We start from the raw sequence: 20,380 nt of genomic DNA, 5'->3' as shown, positions 1-20,380 counted from the left end.
TTCATCATACACCAAAGGTGTATAACGAAAGAAATATTCAAATGTTGTTAACGCGAGTAACAGGTACAAGAGAATATATGATAGGAAGGAAGAAGAAGTAGTATTATTAGTCATCTGTTCCAAATGCCCTCTGCTTTATTATTAGTAATCTTTTCATATTGTATCTTCGACCATATACAGTTTAAGAAAGAGCTTGTTGCGAACGCTATTAGGACTCCACTTAGGCCTAGATAACAACCCATTATATAAGAGATTGGTATATATAGCAATGATATAACTAATGTGCAAACAATTTGTATATTTAGTTTACCAATACCATTGAGTATATAACCATACGAACCATACACCATCATGCCTATGCTATATAAATACAGTAATAAAGTAGTAATAAAACTAATATGGGTAGTTTCACTTTGAAGCCATAGTGGGTAAACATAACTAGAGACAAACAACATAACTAGTCCAAAAACAGTCAATAGCAATGTTACCTTTAGTAATGCTTTATTAGTTTTCTTTATCCACAAAATATCTCCCTGTTCATAAGCATCTGTAGTTGCAGACCACATTGGAGTGGCAATAATATTAAAGATAATTACTAATGAAACAATATATTTATATGCAATATTATACTCAATAACTGCTTCATTCCCTACTGAATGTGCAATAATAATACTATTGGATTGAAATAACAGCAAAGTAATTATTTGAATAATGAAAAACTTAATGCCTAAAGATAATATTTCCTTTATCAGCGGTCTCTTAAACAGAGACAACTTGGGAGCTACTTTTTTGCAACTGCCATGGAACAAGAATAAACTAGAGAGCAATAACACAACGGGGGTTGTTAATGAAATAGCACCACCGATAATCAATAAAGAATGTACATCAAGAACAATTGCTAAAATATAGACTAATGCTAAAGACAAGAACTGACCAACAAGTAACAATAAAGAAGATAAAGCAGGCTTCTGTAATGCATATAATACTGAGTTAATTAACCCTAAACCAAATTGAGCTAAAAAAGAGACTAATACTATGAAAACAAGAGTATTGATTTCCTGTGAAGAAATATCATTTGCATTAAGAACAAAACTCCAATTTACAAACAAATTACTAAATATATACAATAAAAATAAAACGGCCACAAGAATGAAAATGCATACATAAGCCGTACTCACATACGTTCGGCCTAATTCATAATCATCATTAGCTAATGCTGCGGCTAATTTATTCCTCAAACCATTACCCAGCCCAATATCAAACATCCCGAGCATAGAAATCAACGATGTTAGAGTTAGCCAAACTGCATATTCATCCTTATCAAGGCTATTAAGCAGTAAAGGTATATAAAGGAAACTAACAAGCATTGTTAGTCCCTTTATTAAAACCATCAAGAAAATATTCTTTTTTGCTTGCTGGGTTCTCGTATTCATATATGATTAAAATGAATTTTTATAATTAGAGCCTCGACGGAACTCTTATACTATTGAAAAAGGTCATCAAGCAAGGATAGTCTGTTTCAATTATATCAGGGCGAGTTGATAATACTGAATTCAGAAAATTAATCCTACTAATATCACTATTACCTCCCATTGTGGCAGTCGCAACCATACAGCGTATTCCTTCTTGATGGATTGCATCAAGAAGATCTTCATGGGTCACCTCATATGATTCCAAATACGCAACCACAATTTTAGAAAGAAGCCCCTCACTTCTATGCCTGTCTAATTTTTCTTTAGAACTTATATAAGCTGAGAAACGCGCATCAGGTATATATTTAAGTATTTCTTTTGACATTACAGGAGACATTATTGTAAAAATACAATTCTTCGCCCCACAATTATCAACAATTTTACACAAATCTTCAGTTGATATAGTTTTATTATCAAAGTTCAATATTACTTTATTTTGACTCCACTTGATCACATCTATAAGAGATGGTATTCTATAATTAGTCTTTTGCCCCTTACTATCTACAAGGTAAAGCTGTTGTATTTCCTCAAATGTATAATCACATAAATAGCCTTCACCAGTTGTCGTTCTATCTAGTGTATCATCATGCAATAAAACAGCTATACCATCCTTAGTTTCCCGGATATCTATTTCAAAAAATACAGGTATATATTTCAAAATTTGCTCAAAAGTTTCAATACAATTTTCCGGGTAACCTTGCAAGCGACCACCTCTATGACCACTAACTATCACATCATATTGATTAGGATTGTATGAAAAGTACGAGTCAATATCGACACTTGAAGAAATTAAACAATAATAAGGATTCTTTTCAGCAATATTTATGTCACTTGCCGCTTCAACCTCGCATGAACACAAAGATACAATTACAATAAAGAATAGCAAGGCCCGACTCATAAGAATCATGAAAAGAATAATTATAAAAAACAATCGGGTAAAACGATACGCTTACCTTATTTTACAGGTTCAAAAAAGGTATCCGGCTTGTTCGGATTGAATATTTCATTGCAGTACATTACTGTTACCAAGTCTTCGGTATTGCTCAGGTTGATGATGTTGTGGGTGTAGCCGGGGAGCATGTGGACGGCTTGGATGTGGTCGCCAGAAACTTCCCACTCCAACACTTTGCCTTCGGGATCATTAAGGTTGCGTTGCTGGATGAGGCCGTGGCCTTTCACCACAATGAACTGCTCAAACTTGGTGTTGTGCCAATGCTGGCCTTTGGTGATGCCAGGCTTAGAGATGTTGATGCTTACCTGACCTGCATTGAGGGTATGTACCAGCTCGGTGAAGCTGCCACGGTCGTCCACATTCATCTTCAGGTCAAAAGCGGTTTTCTCGTAAGGCAGGTAGCTGAGGTAAGTGCTGTAGAGTTTCTTAGCAAAGCTACCAGCAGGTATCTCTGGAATTATCAGGGTCTTGGGCTGCTCAGTGAAGCTCTTGAGGAGTTCTACAATTCCACCAAGGGTGACATGATGCGTCACAGGGCAATAGCAATACTTGCCGTCTGCCTGCGGCAGTACGTCAAGGCCATTGAACTCGCAATGGTGTTCTTTGCCCTGCAAGCCTGCTATCATCTCGTCCACAAGGTCGTCAATGTAAAGCAGTTCCAGTTCTACGCTGGGGTCATTGACGGTGTAAGGCAGGTCGTTGGCAAAGGCGTTGCAGAAGGTGGCCACAGCACTGTTGTAATTGGGGCGGCACCACTTGCCAAAGAGGTTCGGGAAACGATAAACGTGCACTTCAGCTCCAGTCTCTTTGCCGTACTCCAAGAACAAGTCCTCGCCTGCCTTCTTCGAACGACCGTACTCTGAATTCCCGAAACGACCAGTCAATGATGCCTGCTGGCTTGAACTCAGCATCACAGGGCAAGTATTCTTATACTTTTTCAGTGTATCAAGAAGTGTGGAGGCAAAACCGAAGTTCCCTTGCATAAACTCTTCCTGATTCTGGGGGCGGTTCACCCCGGCAAGATTGAACACAAAGTCGGCATCCTTGCACCACTGGTCAAGTTGCTCGGGTGTTGAATCCAGATCGTATTCAAAGATTCCGTCAATCTGCAGTTCCGGGAACCGTCTGTCCTTGCCATCGGCAATATTCTTCAGCGCCCAACAAAGGTTCTTTCCAACGAACCCCTTGGCTCCTGTTACAAGTATCTTCATCTACAATTTTTAACGTTAAAATGATTAAAGTGAAATCATATCTCTTTGCGCCAGACCATTTTGTTCACCACACCTACATAACTCTGGATGATGCGGACAACCTTGGTGGAAACGTTCTCGTCCACGTAGTCCGGCACAGGAATGCCTGGTTTAGCATCCTTGATTAATTCAACGGCAACATCTACACTTTGAAGAAGGCCTTTCTCATCTATGCCGCTGAGCACAAAGCAGCCCTTATCAAGTGCCTCGGGGCGCTCGGTTGATGTGCGGATGCAGACGGCAGGGAACGGATGACCTACGCTGGTGAAGAAACTGCTTTCCTCGGGCAGGGTGCCGCTGTCACTCACCACAGCAAAGGCATTCATCTGCAGACAGTTGTAGTCGTGGAATCCCAGGGGTTCGTGTTGGATGACGCGCTTATCCAACTTGAAACCAGAAGCCTCCAAACGCTTACGAGAACGAGGATGGCAAGAGTACAGAATGGGCATATCATACTTCTCAGCCATCTTATTGATAGCATTAAATAGCGAAAGGAAGTTCTTCTCAGTATCAATATTCTCTTCACGGTGAGCAGAGAGCAAGATGTACTTGCCCTTCTCCAAGCCCAAACGCTTGTGAATGTCGCTGGCCTCAATCTCTGCGAGGTTATTGTGCAGCACTTCAGCCATAGGGCTGCCGGTGACGTATGTGCGCTCCTTTGGCAAACCTGTATCAGCCAAATACCTGCGGGCGTGCTCACTGTACGCCATATTCACATCACTGATGATGTCCACAATCCTGCGGTTGGTCTCCTCAGGCAGGCACTCATCCTTGCAGCGGTTACCAGCCTCCATATGGAAGATAGGAATGTGTAGGCGCTTAGCACCAATCACACTAAGGCAGCTATTGGTATCACCAAGTACCAGCACGGCATCCGGTTTCACCTCCACCATCAACTGATAGCTTTTGGCAATGATGTTACCCATTGTCTCACCCAGGTCATTACCTACGGCTTCCATATACACATCAGGGTCTGCCAACTTCAGGTCTTTGAAGAACACACCATTCAGGTTATAGTCATAGTTCTGACCAGTGTGTGCTAGGAGGCAGTCAAAATATTCGCGGCATTCATTGATTACTGCTGCCAGACGTATAATCTCCGGTCTTGTACCAACTATAATGAGGAGTTTAAGTTTTCCGTTATTCTTAAATGCGGCCATAATTATACTTATACAAGATTAGGTATTCCGTTGAGTTCATTCTGGATATACGTCAACGAAGCTATCTTCTCTTTTGTCTCTTCCAGATTCAGACGTTTTGTATTGTTACTATTGAACTCCTCAATAGTGGCACGCTTTGTATCACCATCCTTGAAATATTTGTCATAGTTCAAGTCACGGTTATCTGCAGGAACTGCATAGAAGTTACCCATATCTATTGCCTTGGCAGCCTCTTCCTTGGTAAGAAGGGTTTCGTACATCTTCTCACCATGGCGGATACCAATCACGCGAATCTCGGGTTCATTAGGTGCCTGGTGCTTGAATAGTTCAACCACCGCCTTCGCCTGAGTTTCAATTGTGCAGGCCGGTGCTTTCTGAACAAGGATGTCACCATTCTTACCATTCTCGAAGGCAAACAGTACCAAGTCAACGGCCTCTTCCAGGCTCATAATGAATCGAGTCATAGAAGGCTCAGTAATGGTGATAGGATTGCCTTTGCGAATCTGGTCAATCCAAAGAGGAATAACAGAACCACGGCTGCACATTACGTTACCATAACGAGTGCAGCAGATCTTGGTATCACCTGATAGACGGCTCTTAGCTACGGCAATCTTCTCCTCAATGGCCTTGGTAATACCCATCGCATTGATAGGATAAGCAGCTTTATCAGTGGAGAGACAGATGACACACTTCACACCTGCATCAATAGCGGCATCCAGCGTATTGTCTGTACCAATCACATTGGTCTTCACTGCTTCCATCGGGAAGAACTCGCAGCTGGGCACCTGCTTCAGGGCTGCAGCATGGAACACATAGTCCACGCCCTTCATAGCGTACTTCAGTGTGCTCTTGTTGCGTACGTCACCAATATAGAACTTAATCTTGTTGGCCACCTCCGGCATCCTTGCCTGGAAGTCGTGACGCATATCGTCCTGCTTCTTCTCGTCGCGGGAGAAGATGCGGATTTCACCTATATCGGTTCTGAGGAACCTGTTCAACACTGCATTACCAAAACTACCTGTGCCTCCAGTAATGAGGAGGACTTTGTCCTTAAATACTGACATAATATCTTCAATTAATTGTTTATTCTCCTTTTTGCTCTGACTGGCAGTATCGAACTGCGAACTTATGTTCCACCTGTGCAGTCAGAATCCGTCATGACAAGCATGACAAGGGACAGGTACGTGTCATAGGGGGCAAGCTACTTCCTTACGAACTGAATCACTCCCCGACTGATGCCTGTCAGTCGCTCCAGCTGCCGCACTGATGCACCCAACTCTCGCAACAGGCCTAACGCTTCTCGTTGTTTCGTTTTATCTATTTTTTGAAAATCACTACTACAGGTTACACCTGCTATCTTTATTATCTCTTGCCACACTTGGTCGTCTGAAAGACGCAAGCGAGGGCGTTCATTGTCGTTGTCTAAACAGCAGACATCATCTGCCAGCGGGTCGTTGACCCATTCGTCCAACTCCTTAAAGGGTATCCTATTCAGTACGGTATTGACATCGCAAATCTGAAATACTGGCTCCACGGTGCCGTCGTACTCGCCCCAGGAGCTGAACTCGTAGTCCTTTACTTTTTCTACTATGCCCGCCTTGACGGGATTTTGGTGTATATACCTCAGCAGTACGGTGAAGTAGGCTATGTCGTTGACTGGCTCGCTCTTGAAGCGCTCTTTGAACAGGTGTCCGTCACGACCGTACTTCCTATTATAATAGTACACGTATGAACTTGCTATGCGCTTGATGGTCTCTCCCACTCTTTCGTCGCGCTCGCGAATCAGGAGGTGAAAGTGGTTGCCCATGAGGCAGTAGGCGTAATAGCAGCAGTTTCGGCCACAAGCGTTGCCTTCGTCATCGTACCTAACACGCATGCGGTCGAGGGTGTTGATGAACTGGTAGTTGTCTTCCTCATCTTCAAAGATGGTTTGATGATTAATACCACGCATCATCACATGGTAGATACCGGTGTCTGAGGGCTTTCGTGACTGTCGAGGCATTGGTTAAACCACCCTTATTCCTTTATTAGTTAGATTCTAAATGACAAGGGACAGGTACGTGTCATACTGATTGCAAATATACTGGTACTGATTTCTCATATACTCGTTTACCCTTCACTATCTTGAAGGATGGCTTCTTATTAGCAGCCTCTTTCAATAGGTAGTCGTTGAGTTTTATAATGCGGTCGCCAAAAGCCAAGCACTTGGTCTGTATGGCATCGGAGATTTCAGACATGATATAAGATTTCGTTGGATGAGGATTCAACCTTTGTTCATATTGGCAGGGAGGATTCGGTCTACTATGACGAAGGATGCTTCAATATGATAGACGTACACCCATTTACGGTTATGAGATACCATCCGGCGTGCCTCGGGGTGTATCTGACGCAGTGTCATTGATGTTGTCTTGCCATAGAGATCAGCATAAAATGCCAACGTCTTTATCTCCTCACGCATATTATTGGCATAGCGAATAGCTCCTTCCACCGTCATCATAGACTTAAGGAACTTGCGCAATTCTGCCATATCTGCACGAGCTCCATGACTGATTCGAACCTCATAGATTTGCATAATCCTCGCGCACCATGTCTATCAGTTCATCGAAGTATTCGTCCACAGACATTGTACTGGCCATTATCCTATTTCGGGTGGAAGTGGCATTGAAATTCTGCTTCGTATCTGTTGCTTGATTGGTTACTATCATAATACTGCTTTTATTTTGTGGGCAAAGATACGAAAAAGATTTGAATCTTATCGCACTTTGAACCATTATTTTTCAATTTTTGTATTTTATGCTGCATGCCTGCTCTGCTGTGTCTTGTAACTTTCGTTAACAGTCAAAGTGCAAAATATCTTAATGCTATTGCAGGAATGCCTGAATTATGCTAATTTTGTAGTGAAAAGACCAGGAAAGGTCCGATTCCCGGATGTCTGATGAATGTCGTAAAGATGTTAGATGGAAGAAGGAAGATGGAAGATGTTGCTACACCCATTCTATAACTCCTCTTATTCTGTATCATTGATTTTTTTACAGCGATGATGGAGAACTTTTACCAACTCCTCACAGTCACCATATATAGACTCGTATTGCCTATCATCAATAAAACTATTCCTATGAAGCAATTCAATCCAATAAAGTGATTCTCGAGCCTCCTTTAGTGCAATAAAAGATTTGCTTTTGAAATCAGCTTTACTAATGCCGTTACATGCCTCGGCATTATTGGCTCCAATGCTGGTTCCTGCCCGAAGTAACTGATTGCAGAGAAAGATGTTAGATGGAAGAAGGAAGATGGAAGATGTTGCTACACCCATTCTATAACTCCTCTTATTCTGTATCATTGATTTTTTTACAGCGATGATGGAGAACTTTTACCAACTCCTCACAGTCACCATATATAGACTCGTATTGCCTATCATCAATAAAACTATTCCTATGAAGCAATTCAATCCAATAAAGTGATTCTCGAGCCTCCTTTAGTGCAATAAAAGATTTGCTTTTGAAATCAGCTTTACTAATGCCGTTACATGCCTCGGCATTATTGGCTCCAATGCTGGTTCCTGCCCGAAGTAACTGATTGCAGAGATTTGACACGGATTGCAAATGAAGTGGGATGGAAGAAGGAAGATGTAAGATGGAAGATGTCTTTTGTCCAGGCTTACGTTGCCTCAATTCTTTCTTATATTTCTCATGCTCCATCGCAGCCTGTGCCAGCAAATAGTCGTTGAGTTTGATCACTCTGTCGCCAAAGGCTAGGCATTTTGCTTGTATCGCATCTGAGATTATTGACATAGTCGAAGTAAGAGGTGATATGTAAGAAGTAAGAATTTAATATTCTGCTTGCGTATTTCAAAATTTTTTTGTACCTTAGCGGCAGAGATGTCAGATGTATGATGGCTGACGGCTGAAGTTTTCTTTACAACGTCTTAAATGCCATCCTCAGGGCTATATTCCCTTTAGCCTCCCAACAAATGAAATTGTTGTGGAAATGTTGTGGGAAAATCGGCTCTCTTTTCATAACTTGCTGAGTATCAGTGGCGGTAAAAAGTGGAGTATCTATGGGAAATCTGTATTGAGAGTTGCTGACGCAAGAAATAATCAATTTCACTATAATCTTCAAAGAAAATCCTTACTAGAATGCGCAACAGTACGTTGCTTTATGGGAGGGTCTTATTATGGATCGCCTTACAGGCTCGACATCTTAACTAGAATCTTTAGAATAATCTTTAACTAGAATCTCTAAACTATAACCTTAACGTTAACCTTAACGCTAACCGCTAACCTTAAAACTATAACCTATAACCTAACAGGATAGTTCTTCTATTCCTGGACCCGATGTGGTATCAGTCCCAGTAACGTGGATGCCCTTTGGAAAACGGTGGTTGTCATAACATGAGTTTTCGTCGGCGATAGAAGAAGAGTGATAGAGCAATCCTGCGTCATTTCCTCTTTCTATTTGATGGAGTCGTTGGCGGTCACCGGCTGCGGTGATGGTGCCATATAGTTATTGACTGGCATCATATAAATCATTATTTTAGAGGTTTTTCTGAGTGACCCTCAGGTCATCATTTCCCTTGTTGCGTACAAAGGTACACATTTTTCTGTATAAAACATCAAAATGTTGCGAAAAAATTTATCCACAGAACACACGGAGGGCACGGATCATCGGGAGTTTTTAGTAGCTTCGCTAGAAATCTTGGAGGAAATCTTTGTTAAGAATTGCTTACGCAAGAAAAAATCTATCACTCAGCCAGCATGAACATAATCTTTAACTAAAATCCTTAATAAAAATGCGCTCTTCCTCAGGGTGTTGCCCTGGGCTAGGGAAACCATTGGGCTTTCAGCCCGTTTTTGCTTGTGTATCAAAATCTTTAGAAGAGTCTTTAACTAGAATCTCTAAACTATAACCTTAACGCTTACCTTAACGCTTACCGCTTACGTATTTATTTGATAAATACAAATATCATATTTTGATATTCTCAACTGCAGGTCCTGTTTTAAACTCCAATCTGCAGTTATATCTTGATATGAAATTTTTCTTCGCTATTTCTGTTATTGAATTTCCTGTATTACTTGGTATCTTACGCCCCACTATTCTCGCTTCTCTTTTTTTAACAGCAGAATCCTTAAACAAAGGATTTTTCAATGTTGCCTCTACTTGTTTTATCGTATGTTGTATGTTTGCGCCTTTCAACTCAACAAACAATTCAAATAACGTTTGATTATCTAAATCAAGCAAAACCAATTTGTCGCACTTGACAATATCATAATCTTTAATAATACCACCATCTATGGCATATACGGCAGACATGTATTCTTGCGAAAAATTTGCTCTATACACTTGTCCGCGCTCACCAACAGATATACCTTTTCTTTTGTTCCATTCCTGTTCAGGTTGACCATCAAAAGCATCCAACTTATCCTTCAGCGTTGCCATATATAAGTGAATTTAATTCAAATGTATAATTGTCCACCAATTCTGAAACAGAATCCAAGAAATCTCCTTTTATAAAACCATATTCTTCGTCTACAATATTTTCAAAGCGTCCATTCTTTATACAATATGCAGAATAAGCCTCTTTAGGAAGAACATAATCCTCAAGTCCAATGTCTCTAACTTTGTCAGGTGACTTTTCGTATGCTATGGATGCCAACATCATAACATTCAATGCCGTTAAGACATATGGGCTATGAGTTGTTAAAAACACCGTACTTGTATATCCCGTAGATTTCTGTTCCATCTTTTTCAAGAGTCCCACTAACATTTTGACAAGTTCAAACTGAGCTTTTGGAAACAGATTCTGTTCCAACTCTTCAATAAACATGTGAAAAGATTGATATGACGAACGATTCAAAATGCTATTTAGTACATTTTCAAGAGAAGCGGGAATCTTATTAATTTTAATTGGTTTTGAAGTATCTTCACTTCTCAACATCTCACTTAGTACAGCAGACAGAACCTTTACATCTATTTTAGAATCAGTTAACAGATTCAACTGCTTCAAATATTCGACTGGACTTATCTTTGCAGAAGTACCCACTTCACCTGCAAGATAAGTAGCAAGCACCTGTATAGGTAAAGCAGACTGTACTCCACTTGATGCATAATATGGCCTTATCTTTGAATGTCCATCAGCCAATGTCAAAACATCACCATATTTTTCATCATAATGATACTTCATTTTTTCAACAAAGACCAAATCAAGCGGATGTGCTACATTAAACTGCGACCTCGCCTCTCCCCATTCCAGTATATAATTGAACAACATATCAACATCTTTCGATCTGTATAAGTTTTCTATATTTTGGATAGACGACAACAAATTCCTTTCTGACGGCAAGAAACTTATTTTCAGATTATGTTTGATTTCTGCAAACTTAGGTTTTCTAACAATCTTTGCGTTGCTTTTTTTTCCTCGCATTTCTATCTGTATAGCATAACCATCGTATTTAATACAACTGCTATCAGAAAGAAAATCATCATTAAAATGATGAAATTTCTTAAGTTCATTCCAAAAGCGATAATAATGAGTATATTTCGAAACAATACTATCACCACCAATCATGACTTGTTTTTCGAGCCAACAACAAAAACACAAAATCTTCATGAATGTACTTTTGCCTGTACTCTGTTCACCGATTAACAGCATAACTTGAGAAACTGGAACAATTCCCGTTTCCCTCAAAGGTCCTATATTTCGTATTTCTATTGTCTGCATAGTATTTAAGTTTTATGCTAAGAGTGTGATCTGTGTGGTCCGTGGATGTTTTATCATCGGATCATCGGATTGTTTTCGTTAAGCCATGAGCAGAATAAAGCTCGCTTTAATTATGCCGTGGCGAGAAAACAAAGGCGTAGCCAATTTAAACGGATTTAGACGGATTCTTTTAGTTGCCTACGGCAAGAAATCTTTGGAGGAAATCTTTGTTGAGATGTTGCTGACGCAAGAAATAATCAATTTCACTATAATCTTCAAAGAAAATCCTTACTAGAATGCGCAACAGTACGTTGCTTTATGGGAGGGTCTTATTATGGATCGCCTACGGCTCGAAATCTAAACTAGAATCTTGAGAAGAATCTTAAACTAACATCCTTATGATCTGTGTGATCCGTGGATTTTTTAGTTGCTACGCAAGAAATCTTGGAGGAAATCTTTTTTAAAGAATGGCCGGGAGCCAGAAATAATCTATCATTCAGATAGGCAGCTACAACATAATCTTTAACTATAATCTTTGACTAGAATGCGCTCGAATACCTCGCTTCTGGTAAGGGATTTATTGGGGATCGCCTAACGGCTCGACATCTAAACTATAATCTTGAGAAGAATCTTAAACTAGAATCTCTAAACTATAACCTATTACCTTTAAACTAAACACTCCGTGTTCTCCGTGTGATCCGTGGATTTAACAGGATAGTTCTTCTATTCCTGGACCCGATGGAGTATCAGTCCCAGTAACGGTGGTTGCCCTTTGGAAAACGGTGGTTGTCATAACGGTGGTTTTCGTCGGCGATAGAAGAAGAGTGATAGAGCAATCCTGCGTCATTTCCTCTTTCTATTTGATGGAGTCGTTGGCGGTCACCGGTTGCGGTGATTGGGCCATATTGCTATTGACTGGCATCATATAAATCTTTATTTTAGAGGTTTTTCTGAGTGACCCTCAGGTCATCATTTCCCTTGTAGCGTACAAAGGTACACATTTTTCTGTATATAACATCAAAATGTTACGAAAAAATTTATCCACGGAGGACGCTCTGATAATCCACGGAACACACGGAGGGCACGGATCGTTGGGAGTTAGACGGAATCTTTTTGGGTAGCCTACGGCTAGAAATCTTTGGAGGAAATCTTTTTTAAGAATGGCCGGGGGCCAGAAATTATTATGGATCCACGGAGGACACGGAGGGCACGGATCATCGGAATTTAGACGGAATTTAAACGGATATTTTGGGGTTGCGCGAGCGCAAGAAATCTTGGAGGAAATCTTTAATAAAATATGGCCGTGGGCCAGAAATTAATCTATCACTCAAGTAGGCATTCACAACATAATCTTTAAAGAAAATCCTTGACTAAAATACGCAACAGTACGTTGCTCTGCAGGAGGGGTTTGTTGGGGATCGCCTTACGGCTCGACATCTAAAACAAAATCTTAAAAAGAATCTTTAACTAGAATCTTTTTCCGTGTTCTCCGTGTGGTCCGTGGATGTTTTTGGGGTTGCTGACGCAAGAAATATTGGAGGAAATCTTCTTAAAGAATGGCCGGAGGCCAGAAATTAATCTATCACTCAAGTAGGCAGTCACAACATAATCTTTAAAGAAAATCCTTGACTAAAATACGCAACAGTACGTTGCTCTGCAGGAGGAGTTTCTTGGGGATCGCCTTACGGCTCGACATCCTAACTAGAATCTTTGGAAGAATCTTTAACTAAAATCTCTTTTCCGTGTTCTCCGTGTGGTCCGTGGATGTTTTTGGGGTTGCTGACGCAAGAAATCTTGGAGGAAATCTTCTTAAAGAATGGCCGGAGGCCAGAAATTAATCAATTCTACTATAACTTTAAACTCTAACCTTAACGCTAACCACTAACCTCTAACCCATAACCTCTAAACACTAACCTATAACCTATAACCTATAAACTATGAACTATGAACTATTTCTTGTCTAGGATTTCGTATTTGGAGACTTGGCTTTTGTATTCTGGGACGATGTCCTTCATCTTCTTTACTATATCCATGTCGTTGTAGGTGTAGGAGATGTCTAAGAGGGCCTTTTCGTTTTCACAGGCTGTGGCGTATTCGTACTCGCGGACTTTGGCGCGCATGATCTTGGGATGCTTGGTGGGGATGTTTTCTTCCTGGTCGGAAAGGACTTCTTCGTAGAGTTTCTCGCCTTCACGCAAGCCAGTGAATTTTATTCCGATGTTTTTAGCACCGGAAAGGGCTATCATGCGCTTGGCGAGGTCAACAATCTTGACGGGCTTGCCCATGTCAAAGACGAAGATTTCACCGCCGTTACCCATGGTGCCTGCCTCAAGGACTAGCTTACAGGCTTCGGGGATGAGCATGAAGAAACGGATGATGTCGGGATGGGTGACAGTGAGAGGACCGCCATTTCTAATCTGTTGCTTGAACAAGGGGATGACAGAACCGTTGCTACCCAGCACATTACCGAAGCGGGTTGTGACAAACTGGGTGATGCCCTTTACCTTGCCTTCGGCAATGGCTTTATTGAGTGATTGACAGTAGATCTCACAGATGCGCTTGCTGCAGCCCATCACATTGGTGGGATTAACAGCCTTGTCGGTGGATATCATCACAAATTTCTTGGTGCCATACTTGACTGCCAGGTCGGCAATAACACGGGTGCCATAGATATTGTTTTGCACGGCCATGGCAGGATTGTCTTCCATCATCGGCACGTGTTTATAGGCTGCGGCATGGAAGACATACTCTGGCTGATGCGCTGCAAAGATGGCTTCCATGAAAGTGGCATTGCAGATGCTGGCTACGATGGTCTCTGACTTGATAGCAGGGAACTGGCGTTGCATCAGCAGACGGATATCATGCATGGGGGTTTCTGCCTGGTCGATAAGGATCAGTTCTGAGGGATGATAGACAGCAACCTGGCGTACCATCTCTGAACCGATACTGCCGGCAGCACCTGTTATCATGATCCTTTTACCGGTGAGAAGAGCGCCTATGGCATTCATATCCACCTCTATCTTATCGCGTGGCAGGAGGTCTTCGATATCTACTTCATGGAGTTGGTCTTGCAGCAAGTCGCTTTTCCCGTCCCACTCTAAAGCATGGGGCATCATCATGATCTTGATGCCATTAGCGATGAGTTCATTGATGAGATGGTCATCTTCACGGAATTTATCTGCTTGAACCGGAGATACTAAGATGGCATCAATGCCATCGGCTTTCAACTGGGATGCTAACGTATCTTCTACCTCACGGATCTTCACACCCATGAGCATGTGGCCTACCATCTGTCCGTCAGGACTAATGAAGCTATCAAGGACATAGCGTTGAGGGGACTGGCTCTTGATCATCTTCGCCATACCTATAGCGCCATGTTTGATTCCGTAGATCACGGTCTTCAGGGCTTGTTCGTCTTTTCTTCTTGCATCAAACATGCTCTTCACGGCGACTCTGACCATAAACATCAAACAGGTTGATGAGGTGAACATCAGGACTATACCTGAGAGGGATGGCATCAGGACTTCATCGATGGACCATACATGATTCACTGCCAACGACATCAGGTAGGTCAGCAGGGATCCGAGTGATGTTGCTGCTGCGATCCGTTGCAGGTCAACGAAGGAGGAGTAGCGCACTACCCCACTATAGGTGCTAAACACGCGAAAGGCTATCACAAAGAGCAATACGCATAGCAGCAGGGAGTGGGTAATGGCCCAGAAACTGGCGGCAAACCCTGAACCTCCGAGTTCAAAGTATTCGGCGAGGTAGCCGGAGAACATCACAATGGCGCAGTCTAAGCATAATACGCCCCAATATGGTAGTGCTTTACTGGTAAAATACCAATTAAATATTTTTTGAATCATAATCGTTATTATATTATCTCACATGTTACACGGAGGGTAATCATCGGATTTTAAACGGAATTTATACGGATGGTTTGGGGGGGTTGCTTCGCAAGAAATCTTTGGAGGAAATCTTTGTTGAGATGTTGCTTACGCAAGAAATAATCTATCACTCAGCCTCCATAAATATAATCTTTAACTAAAATCCTTAATAAAAATGCGCTCGAATACCTCGCTTTTGGGAAGGGGTTTTATGGGGATCGCCTTACAGGCTCGACATCCTAACGAAAATCTTTAGAAGAATCTTAAACAAACATCTGTGTTCTCTGTGTGATCCGTGGATTTAACAGGATAGTTCTTCTATTCCTGGACCCGATGGAGTATCAGTCCCAGTAACGTGGTTGCCCTTTGGAAAACGGTGGTTTTCGTCGGCGATAGAAGAAGAGTGATAGAGCAATCCTGCGTCATTTCCTCTTTCTACTTGATGGAGTCGTTGGCGATCACCGGCTGTGGTGATAGTGCCATATTGCTATTGACTGGCATCATATAAGTCCTTCGTTTTGTGTTTTACGATTCGTAGCAAGGGGTTATGACAGTGATAACAGGTTTGTTTGAATCTAGCATTTTCCCCTCGTGCGTATGTCGCTATCAAGGGTTTTCTGGTGACCCTCAGGTCATCATTTCCCTTGTAGCGTACAAAGGTACGCATTTTTCTTTATAAAACATCAAAATGTTATGAAAAAATTTAGGTGCGCCAATAAAGGGTTTATTCTGAGTAGCCTGAAGGCTAGAAATCTTGGAGGAAATCTTTTTTAAAGAATGGCCGGGGGCCAGAAATGGATAAATAACAGTGCTGTTTGATTTTCTTAGTAGCCTGAAGGCTAGAAATCTTATGTGGAAATCTTCTTTAAAGAATGGCCGGAGGCCAGAAATGGATAAATAACAGTGCTGTTTGATTTTCTTAGTAGCCTGAAGGCTAGAAATCTTGGAGGAAATCTTTTTTAAAGAATGGCCGGAGGCCAGAAATTGTGTATCATTATTCATTCTATCTCCTTTCTTTATTTCTTGCGTAAGCAATATCTTTATTAAGATTTCCTCCAAAGATTTCTTGCCAAAGGCAATTCCCAATACTCCAACTGATTCTTTTGTAGCCTGAAGGCTAGAAATCTTATGTGGAAATCTTTGAGAAAAATCTTTGGCCAGAGGCCAGAAATCATTTATCTTTTTTCATTCTATCTCCTTTCTTTATTTCTTGCGTAAGCAATATCTTTATTAAGATTTCCTCCAAAGATTTCTTGCGCAGCAACTAAAAAATTTTTCTGTGATTTACCTGAGGTGAATTCTGTGTGACATTTCATTTATTCGGCGGGGGTGAAGTCTTCGTTGTGGACGTCGCGGAGGGCGACGGCATAGCCGCCGACCTCGATGACGAGTTGGCGGTCGCGGTCAACGCGGACGATGTAGCCCTCGAAACCTTTGAAGATACCGGTGAGGACACGGAGTTTGACGCGGTCTTTGGCGAATTTCAGGAAGGGGTCACGTAAGAAGGTGATGTGTTCGGGGTGACTGGAGAGGACTTGCATGAAAGGTTGCATCTTCTGGTGGGAGATGCTGGCGGGGAGTCCTGTGCTGCAGTCTTTGATCAGATGGTAAGAGGGGTAATGGGTGCGTAAGAAGGTTTGGAGGGACTGGGTGTCACCCTGTAGGAAGACGAGACCACTGACGGTGGGGAGGTGTTTCTTGATGACTCCCTTGCCATTACTCTTCTGTTTATATTTATAGGAGTAATGGATGAAACAGGCGTGAGGGGCTTCAGGATGGGCGAGGTTGTAGGCGTCCATCTCTTTTTTGAACGCCTCTACCTGTCTGTTATGTACGAAGAGGTAGCCCCAGGGTTGTTGGTCATCCCCTGCCCTGTCTTCGGCATTAGATACTTGTTGTTTTACTGGTTCTGATGTAGCATCAGCACTTTTGATACGTATGCCTTTCGGAAAACGCTTGTCGTTTTCGTTGGCAATAGAAGGTGTTGTAGAGCAATCCTGCGTCATTTTTTTATTCTATTGTTTGAGGTTTAGTGGGTTGCTACCCCTATGGCGTACAAAGTTACGAATTATTTTTTAATATCACACAGAAATCAGTGATTTTGTTTATCCACGGAGGGCAATCATCGGATCATCGGAATTTATCCACGGAGCACACGGAGGGCACGGATCGTCGGAAATTATCCACGGAATTATTTTGGAAGTTGCTTCGCAAGAAATCTTTGGGGGAAATCTTTTTTAAGAATGGCCTGTGGCCAGAAATATATTCAATTCAATTATACTGGAAATCAAAATCTTTAAATAAAATCTTTGACTATAATGCGCTCTTCCTCAGGGTGTTGCCCTGGGCTAGGGAAACCATTGGGCTTTCAGCCCGTTTTTGCTTGTGTATCAAAATCTTTAGAAGAATCCTAACTGAAAATGCGCAACAGTACGTTGCTCTGCTGGAGGGATTTTATAGGGGATCGCCTTACAGGCTCGACATCTTAACCATAATCTTAAAGAAAATCTTTAACTAGAATCTTTTATCTGTGTATTCCGTGTGTTCCGTGGCTTATTATCATCGGATCTTAGACGGAATTTAAACGGAAACAAAATCTTTAAGAAAATCTTAACAGAAAATGCGCTCGAGTTCCTCGCTTTTGGGGAGAATTTTATAATGGATCGCCTTACAGGCTCGACATCTTAACGAAAATCTTAAAAATAATCTTAAGAGAATCTGTGTGATCTGCGTAAACCGTGTGAGACATTTCAGGAGTTAGTGTTAAGGTTAGCGTTAGGGTTAAAGATGGAAAATTATTGATATTTTTACCGGACAAATTTATTTTTTTCAATAACAATAATTAAAAACCAAAAACAACTAAAAACATGAGCAAAAACAAGACTTTATCCAAAAAAGAATTAGCAATTCTTTTAGGTGTTAACAAGAGAACACTTAACAGATGGCTTAAGCCTCACCGTAACGAACTCGAAAAGCTTGGTGTTAAACCCTGTGGACAGATTTTCACTCCAGGTGCAGTGAAATATCTATGTGAAGTGTTCTGCATCTCTCTCGATTAAAGTCCTCAAAAAGAGTGACAAAGAGTGACAAAGAGTGACAAAGAGTGACAAAGAGTGACAAAGAGTGACAGTCACCTTTTCAGACTTTGTACCTTTGCAAACGACAACAGGTGATGAGCCCTGAATGATGAGGGGAAGACACCACGAGAATCTAAAACAGTTTAAAACCAAAGATTATGACAAAAATCAGAAATCCAACAACAGGGAAGAGGGAAGGAAGATGCACTAAAACGCATCATCCTCCGATGAACACCCTACCAGTTATCGTTCGGTTCTCGTTAACTTCTCGTTAGGTCCTCGTTCGTCTCTCGTTCGTCTCTCGTTGCTTATTCGTTAGTCTATCGAAGACCTATCGAGGACCGAACGAAGAACAAGCGAAAAACGAACGAAAGAGCGACGAGAAAACGACGAGAAAGGAGCGAAAATGCGACGAGGAAGGAGCGATGTAGCTTCTTGCTGGTGGCGAGGAAGCTTTTTAATTCATTCCGCCAATATTGGCACAAAATCAACGTTTTCGTTAAGCCAAATGAGCAGAATAAAGCTCGCTTTAATTCTGCCATGGCGAGAAAACGAAGGATGAAATCCAACATTAAAACAACAAACATTATGGCAATTTTAAACGGTATTATTTCAAAACTTTGTGGTTCAGCAGGTAATCTCACCTTCAAGCGAAACGGTGGACAGACGGTGGTATCAGAGAAGATCACCCAGAAGAAAGACGCGAAGACGGGTCAACAGCTGAAACAGCGCATGAAATGGGCGAACATCATCAGAGAATATCAGGTGTTGCAACCCTATATGAAGCTCGCCTTCGGCGGTACACGCAACAGACGTAGCGACTACCATAAATTCGTGTCGTCGAACCTCTCACACTCTCCTGTGTATCTCACCAAGCCAGACGTGAATGCAGGCATCTGCATCGTTGCACCCTATGAGATCACACATGGTAAGGTGAAGTCGATATCGGTGACCGGTAAGGGTAACCAGGCGGTGACAGACATCGATCTCGGCGACCTGGTCATCACAGCAGAGACCACCGTGGCGGAGTTCTCGAATGCCGTGGTGCAGAACAACAGGGGGTATGACTACGGGGACCAGATCACCTACTTCCTCCTCACACAAGAGGTGAACGACGTGACACACGTGCCGATGGTGAACGTGGATGCCAGTAGCGTGGTACTCGTGAGACGTAGCGAAACGAAGCTACTGTCCCTTGCAGACGTTCGTGGCTTCTCTATCCAGGAGGGCTGTCTCGCAGCACAGCAGAATCATGACTTCGGCAACCACGGTATGGTATGGATTCACTCCCAGAAGAGAAAAAACAAAACGGAGATATCGGCTCAGTACCTCATCGTGGAGAACAAGCTATTGGAGGCATACCAGAATGATGAGGCGTACGAAGAGGCGGTGAACAGCTATGGCGGTTCGACCGACATCTTCCTCTCGCCCGATGAGAAGTCTAACAAGGAAAAGGCTGATGAGGTGGTGTCGCCTACTACCCCAACAGACACGAAGAAGACGCTGACACTGGTGGCGAACCCGATGGGCGGTGGCAGTGTGACCGGCGGCGGTAAGTATGAGGCTGGCACGGAAGTGACCATCACTGCTACCCCATCGGAGAACTACACCTTTAAGAGATGGAGTGATAACGACACCTCTGCGTCACGTACCATCACGGTGAATAGCAATCAGACGCTCACAGCCTACTTCGAGACGGTGACTGGTGGGGATTCGTCTGAACAGAACCCTGGTGGCGGATTGGAGGGGTAACAGATAACCACAAGAGAGATTTATGCAACTAATCCTATTTTTATATTTAAAAACAACGAGTATGAGAATTAATTGGAAGCGCATAGCGCTGTATGTTCTGAGAGTGATAGAACTGGTGATCACTGGTGCTGCC

Annotated in this window: 19 protein-coding genes; 3 read left to right on the top strand and 16 right to left on the bottom strand. The window is 42.1% G+C overall.

Features of this window, described 5'->3' with window-relative positions; genetic code table 11:
• Window positions 1-110: 110 nt before the first annotated feature.
• The 13 genes from CIK88_RS03785 to CIK88_RS03735 all read right to left on the bottom strand — a co-directional run bounded on the left by CIK88_RS03785 (window position 111) and on the right by CIK88_RS03735 (window position 11,552).
• Window positions 111-1,433: a lipopolysaccharide biosynthesis protein gene (locus CIK88_RS03785; protein WP_094434623.1), complete on the bottom strand. Its 1,323-nt coding sequence runs from the start codon at window positions 1,431-1,433 to the stop codon at window positions 111-113.
• 25 nt (window positions 1,434-1,458) lie between these two features.
• Window positions 1,459-2,379, bottom strand: coding sequence for a glycerophosphodiester phosphodiesterase family protein (locus CIK88_RS03780; RefSeq protein ID WP_094434621.1), 921 nt, complete (start codon window positions 2,377-2,379; stop codon window positions 1,459-1,461).
• 47 nt (window positions 2,380-2,426) lie between these two features.
• Window positions 2,427-3,635 (bottom strand): NAD-dependent epimerase/dehydratase family protein, encoded by a 1,209-nt coding sequence (locus CIK88_RS03775; protein ID WP_094434619.1) that lies wholly within the window; start codon window positions 3,633-3,635, stop codon window positions 2,427-2,429.
• A gap of 35 nt (window positions 3,636-3,670) precedes the next feature.
• Window positions 3,671-4,834, bottom strand: a complete 1,164-nt coding sequence (gene wecB, locus CIK88_RS03770) for a non-hydrolyzing UDP-N-acetylglucosamine 2-epimerase (protein WP_094434617.1) — start codon at window positions 4,832-4,834, stop codon at window positions 3,671-3,673.
• An 8-nt stretch (window positions 4,835-4,842) separates the two neighbouring features.
• The gene (locus CIK88_RS03765) at window positions 4,843-5,898 is read right to left on the bottom strand and encodes a nucleoside-diphosphate sugar epimerase/dehydratase (protein ID WP_094434615.1); all 1,056 of its coding nucleotides are present in this window, start codon (window positions 5,896-5,898) and stop codon (window positions 4,843-4,845) included.
• Between the two features lie 137 nt (window positions 5,899-6,035).
• Window positions 6,036-6,836 carry a transposase gene (locus CIK88_RS03760; protein WP_094434613.1) on the bottom strand — a complete coding sequence of 267 codons (801 nt, stop codon included), beginning with the start codon at window positions 6,834-6,836 and terminating at the stop codon, window positions 6,036-6,038.
• A 61-nt stretch (window positions 6,837-6,897) separates the two neighbouring features.
• On the bottom strand, window positions 6,898-7,071 hold the full coding sequence (locus tag CIK88_RS12345; RefSeq protein ID WP_158214634.1) for a hypothetical protein: 174 nt from the start codon (window positions 7,069-7,071) through the stop codon (window positions 6,898-6,900).
• A gap of 26 nt (window positions 7,072-7,097) precedes the next feature.
• The gene (locus CIK88_RS03755) at window positions 7,098-7,406 is read right to left on the bottom strand and encodes a hypothetical protein (protein WP_094390743.1); all 309 of its coding nucleotides are present in this window, start codon (window positions 7,404-7,406) and stop codon (window positions 7,098-7,100) included.
• Window positions 7,393-7,539 (bottom strand): hypothetical protein, encoded by a 147-nt coding sequence (locus tag CIK88_RS12340; RefSeq protein ID WP_158214633.1) that lies wholly within the window; start codon window positions 7,537-7,539, stop codon window positions 7,393-7,395. Before CIK88_RS12340 ends, CIK88_RS03755 begins: the two co-directional genes overlap by 14 nt.
• Before the next feature lie 302 nt (window positions 7,540-7,841).
• The gene (locus CIK88_RS03750) at window positions 7,842-8,147 is read right to left on the bottom strand and encodes a four helix bundle protein (protein WP_254046251.1); all 306 of its coding nucleotides are present in this window, start codon (window positions 8,145-8,147) and stop codon (window positions 7,842-7,844) included.
• 13 nt (window positions 8,148-8,160) lie between these two features.
• Complete coding sequence (locus CIK88_RS03745; protein ID WP_254046843.1) at window positions 8,161-8,625, bottom strand: four helix bundle protein; 465 nt, start codon at window positions 8,623-8,625, stop codon at window positions 8,161-8,163.
• 1,171 nt (window positions 8,626-9,796) lie between these two features.
• The gene (locus CIK88_RS03740; RefSeq protein WP_094434609.1) at window positions 9,797-10,270 is read right to left on the bottom strand and encodes a hypothetical protein; all 474 of its coding nucleotides are present in this window, start codon (window positions 10,268-10,270) and stop codon (window positions 9,797-9,799) included.
• Window positions 10,251-11,552: an ATP-binding protein gene (locus CIK88_RS03735; protein ID WP_094434607.1), complete on the bottom strand. Its 1,302-nt coding sequence runs from the start codon at window positions 11,550-11,552 to the stop codon at window positions 10,251-10,253. The genes CIK88_RS03740 and CIK88_RS03735 overlap by 20 nt, the downstream gene beginning before the upstream one ends.
• Window positions 11,553-11,637: 85 nt before the next feature.
• Between CIK88_RS03735 and CIK88_RS03730 the strand changes: the two genes are divergently transcribed.
• Window positions 11,638-11,826: a hypothetical protein gene (locus CIK88_RS03730; RefSeq protein WP_094434605.1), complete on the top strand. Its 189-nt coding sequence runs from the start codon at window positions 11,638-11,640 to the stop codon at window positions 11,824-11,826.
• A gap of 1,654 nt (window positions 11,827-13,480) precedes the next feature.
• On the opposite strand, the gene CIK88_RS03725 is transcribed toward CIK88_RS03730, so the two are convergent.
• The 3 genes from CIK88_RS03725 to CIK88_RS03715 form a co-directional block, all read right to left on the bottom strand.
• Entirely contained in the window at window positions 13,481-15,397 is a 1,917-nt protein-coding gene (locus CIK88_RS03725; RefSeq protein WP_094434603.1) for a nucleoside-diphosphate sugar epimerase/dehydratase, read from the bottom strand.
• A gap of 648 nt (window positions 15,398-16,045) precedes the next feature.
• Entirely contained in the window at window positions 16,046-16,420 is a 375-nt protein-coding gene (locus CIK88_RS03720; protein WP_144269574.1) for a hypothetical protein, read from the bottom strand.
• 314 nt (window positions 16,421-16,734) lie between these two features.
• On the bottom strand, window positions 16,735-17,424 hold the full coding sequence (locus tag CIK88_RS03715) for a hypothetical protein (RefSeq protein ID WP_094434599.1): 690 nt from the start codon (window positions 17,422-17,424) through the stop codon (window positions 16,735-16,737).
• 861 nt (window positions 17,425-18,285) lie between these two features.
• On the opposite strand from CIK88_RS03715, the gene CIK88_RS12275 reads away from it, so the two are divergent.
• The gene (locus tag CIK88_RS12275; protein ID WP_144007333.1) at window positions 18,286-18,477 is read left to right on the top strand and encodes a hypothetical protein; all 192 of its coding nucleotides are present in this window, start codon (window positions 18,286-18,288) and stop codon (window positions 18,475-18,477) included.
• 606 nt (window positions 18,478-19,083) lie between these two features.
• Window positions 19,084-20,247: an InlB B-repeat-containing protein gene (locus tag CIK88_RS03705; RefSeq protein ID WP_144269573.1), complete on the top strand. Its 1,164-nt coding sequence runs from the start codon at window positions 19,084-19,086 to the stop codon at window positions 20,245-20,247.
• The last annotated feature ends 133 nt before the right edge of the window (window positions 20,248-20,380 follow it).

Source organism: Prevotella sp. P5-50, from assembly GCF_002251295.1.
GTDB lineage: Bacteria > Bacteroidota > Bacteroidia > Bacteroidales > Bacteroidaceae > Prevotella.
The sequence above is the reverse complement of the archived record's forward strand: the minus strand, read 5'-3'. Positions and strand labels throughout refer to the sequence as shown.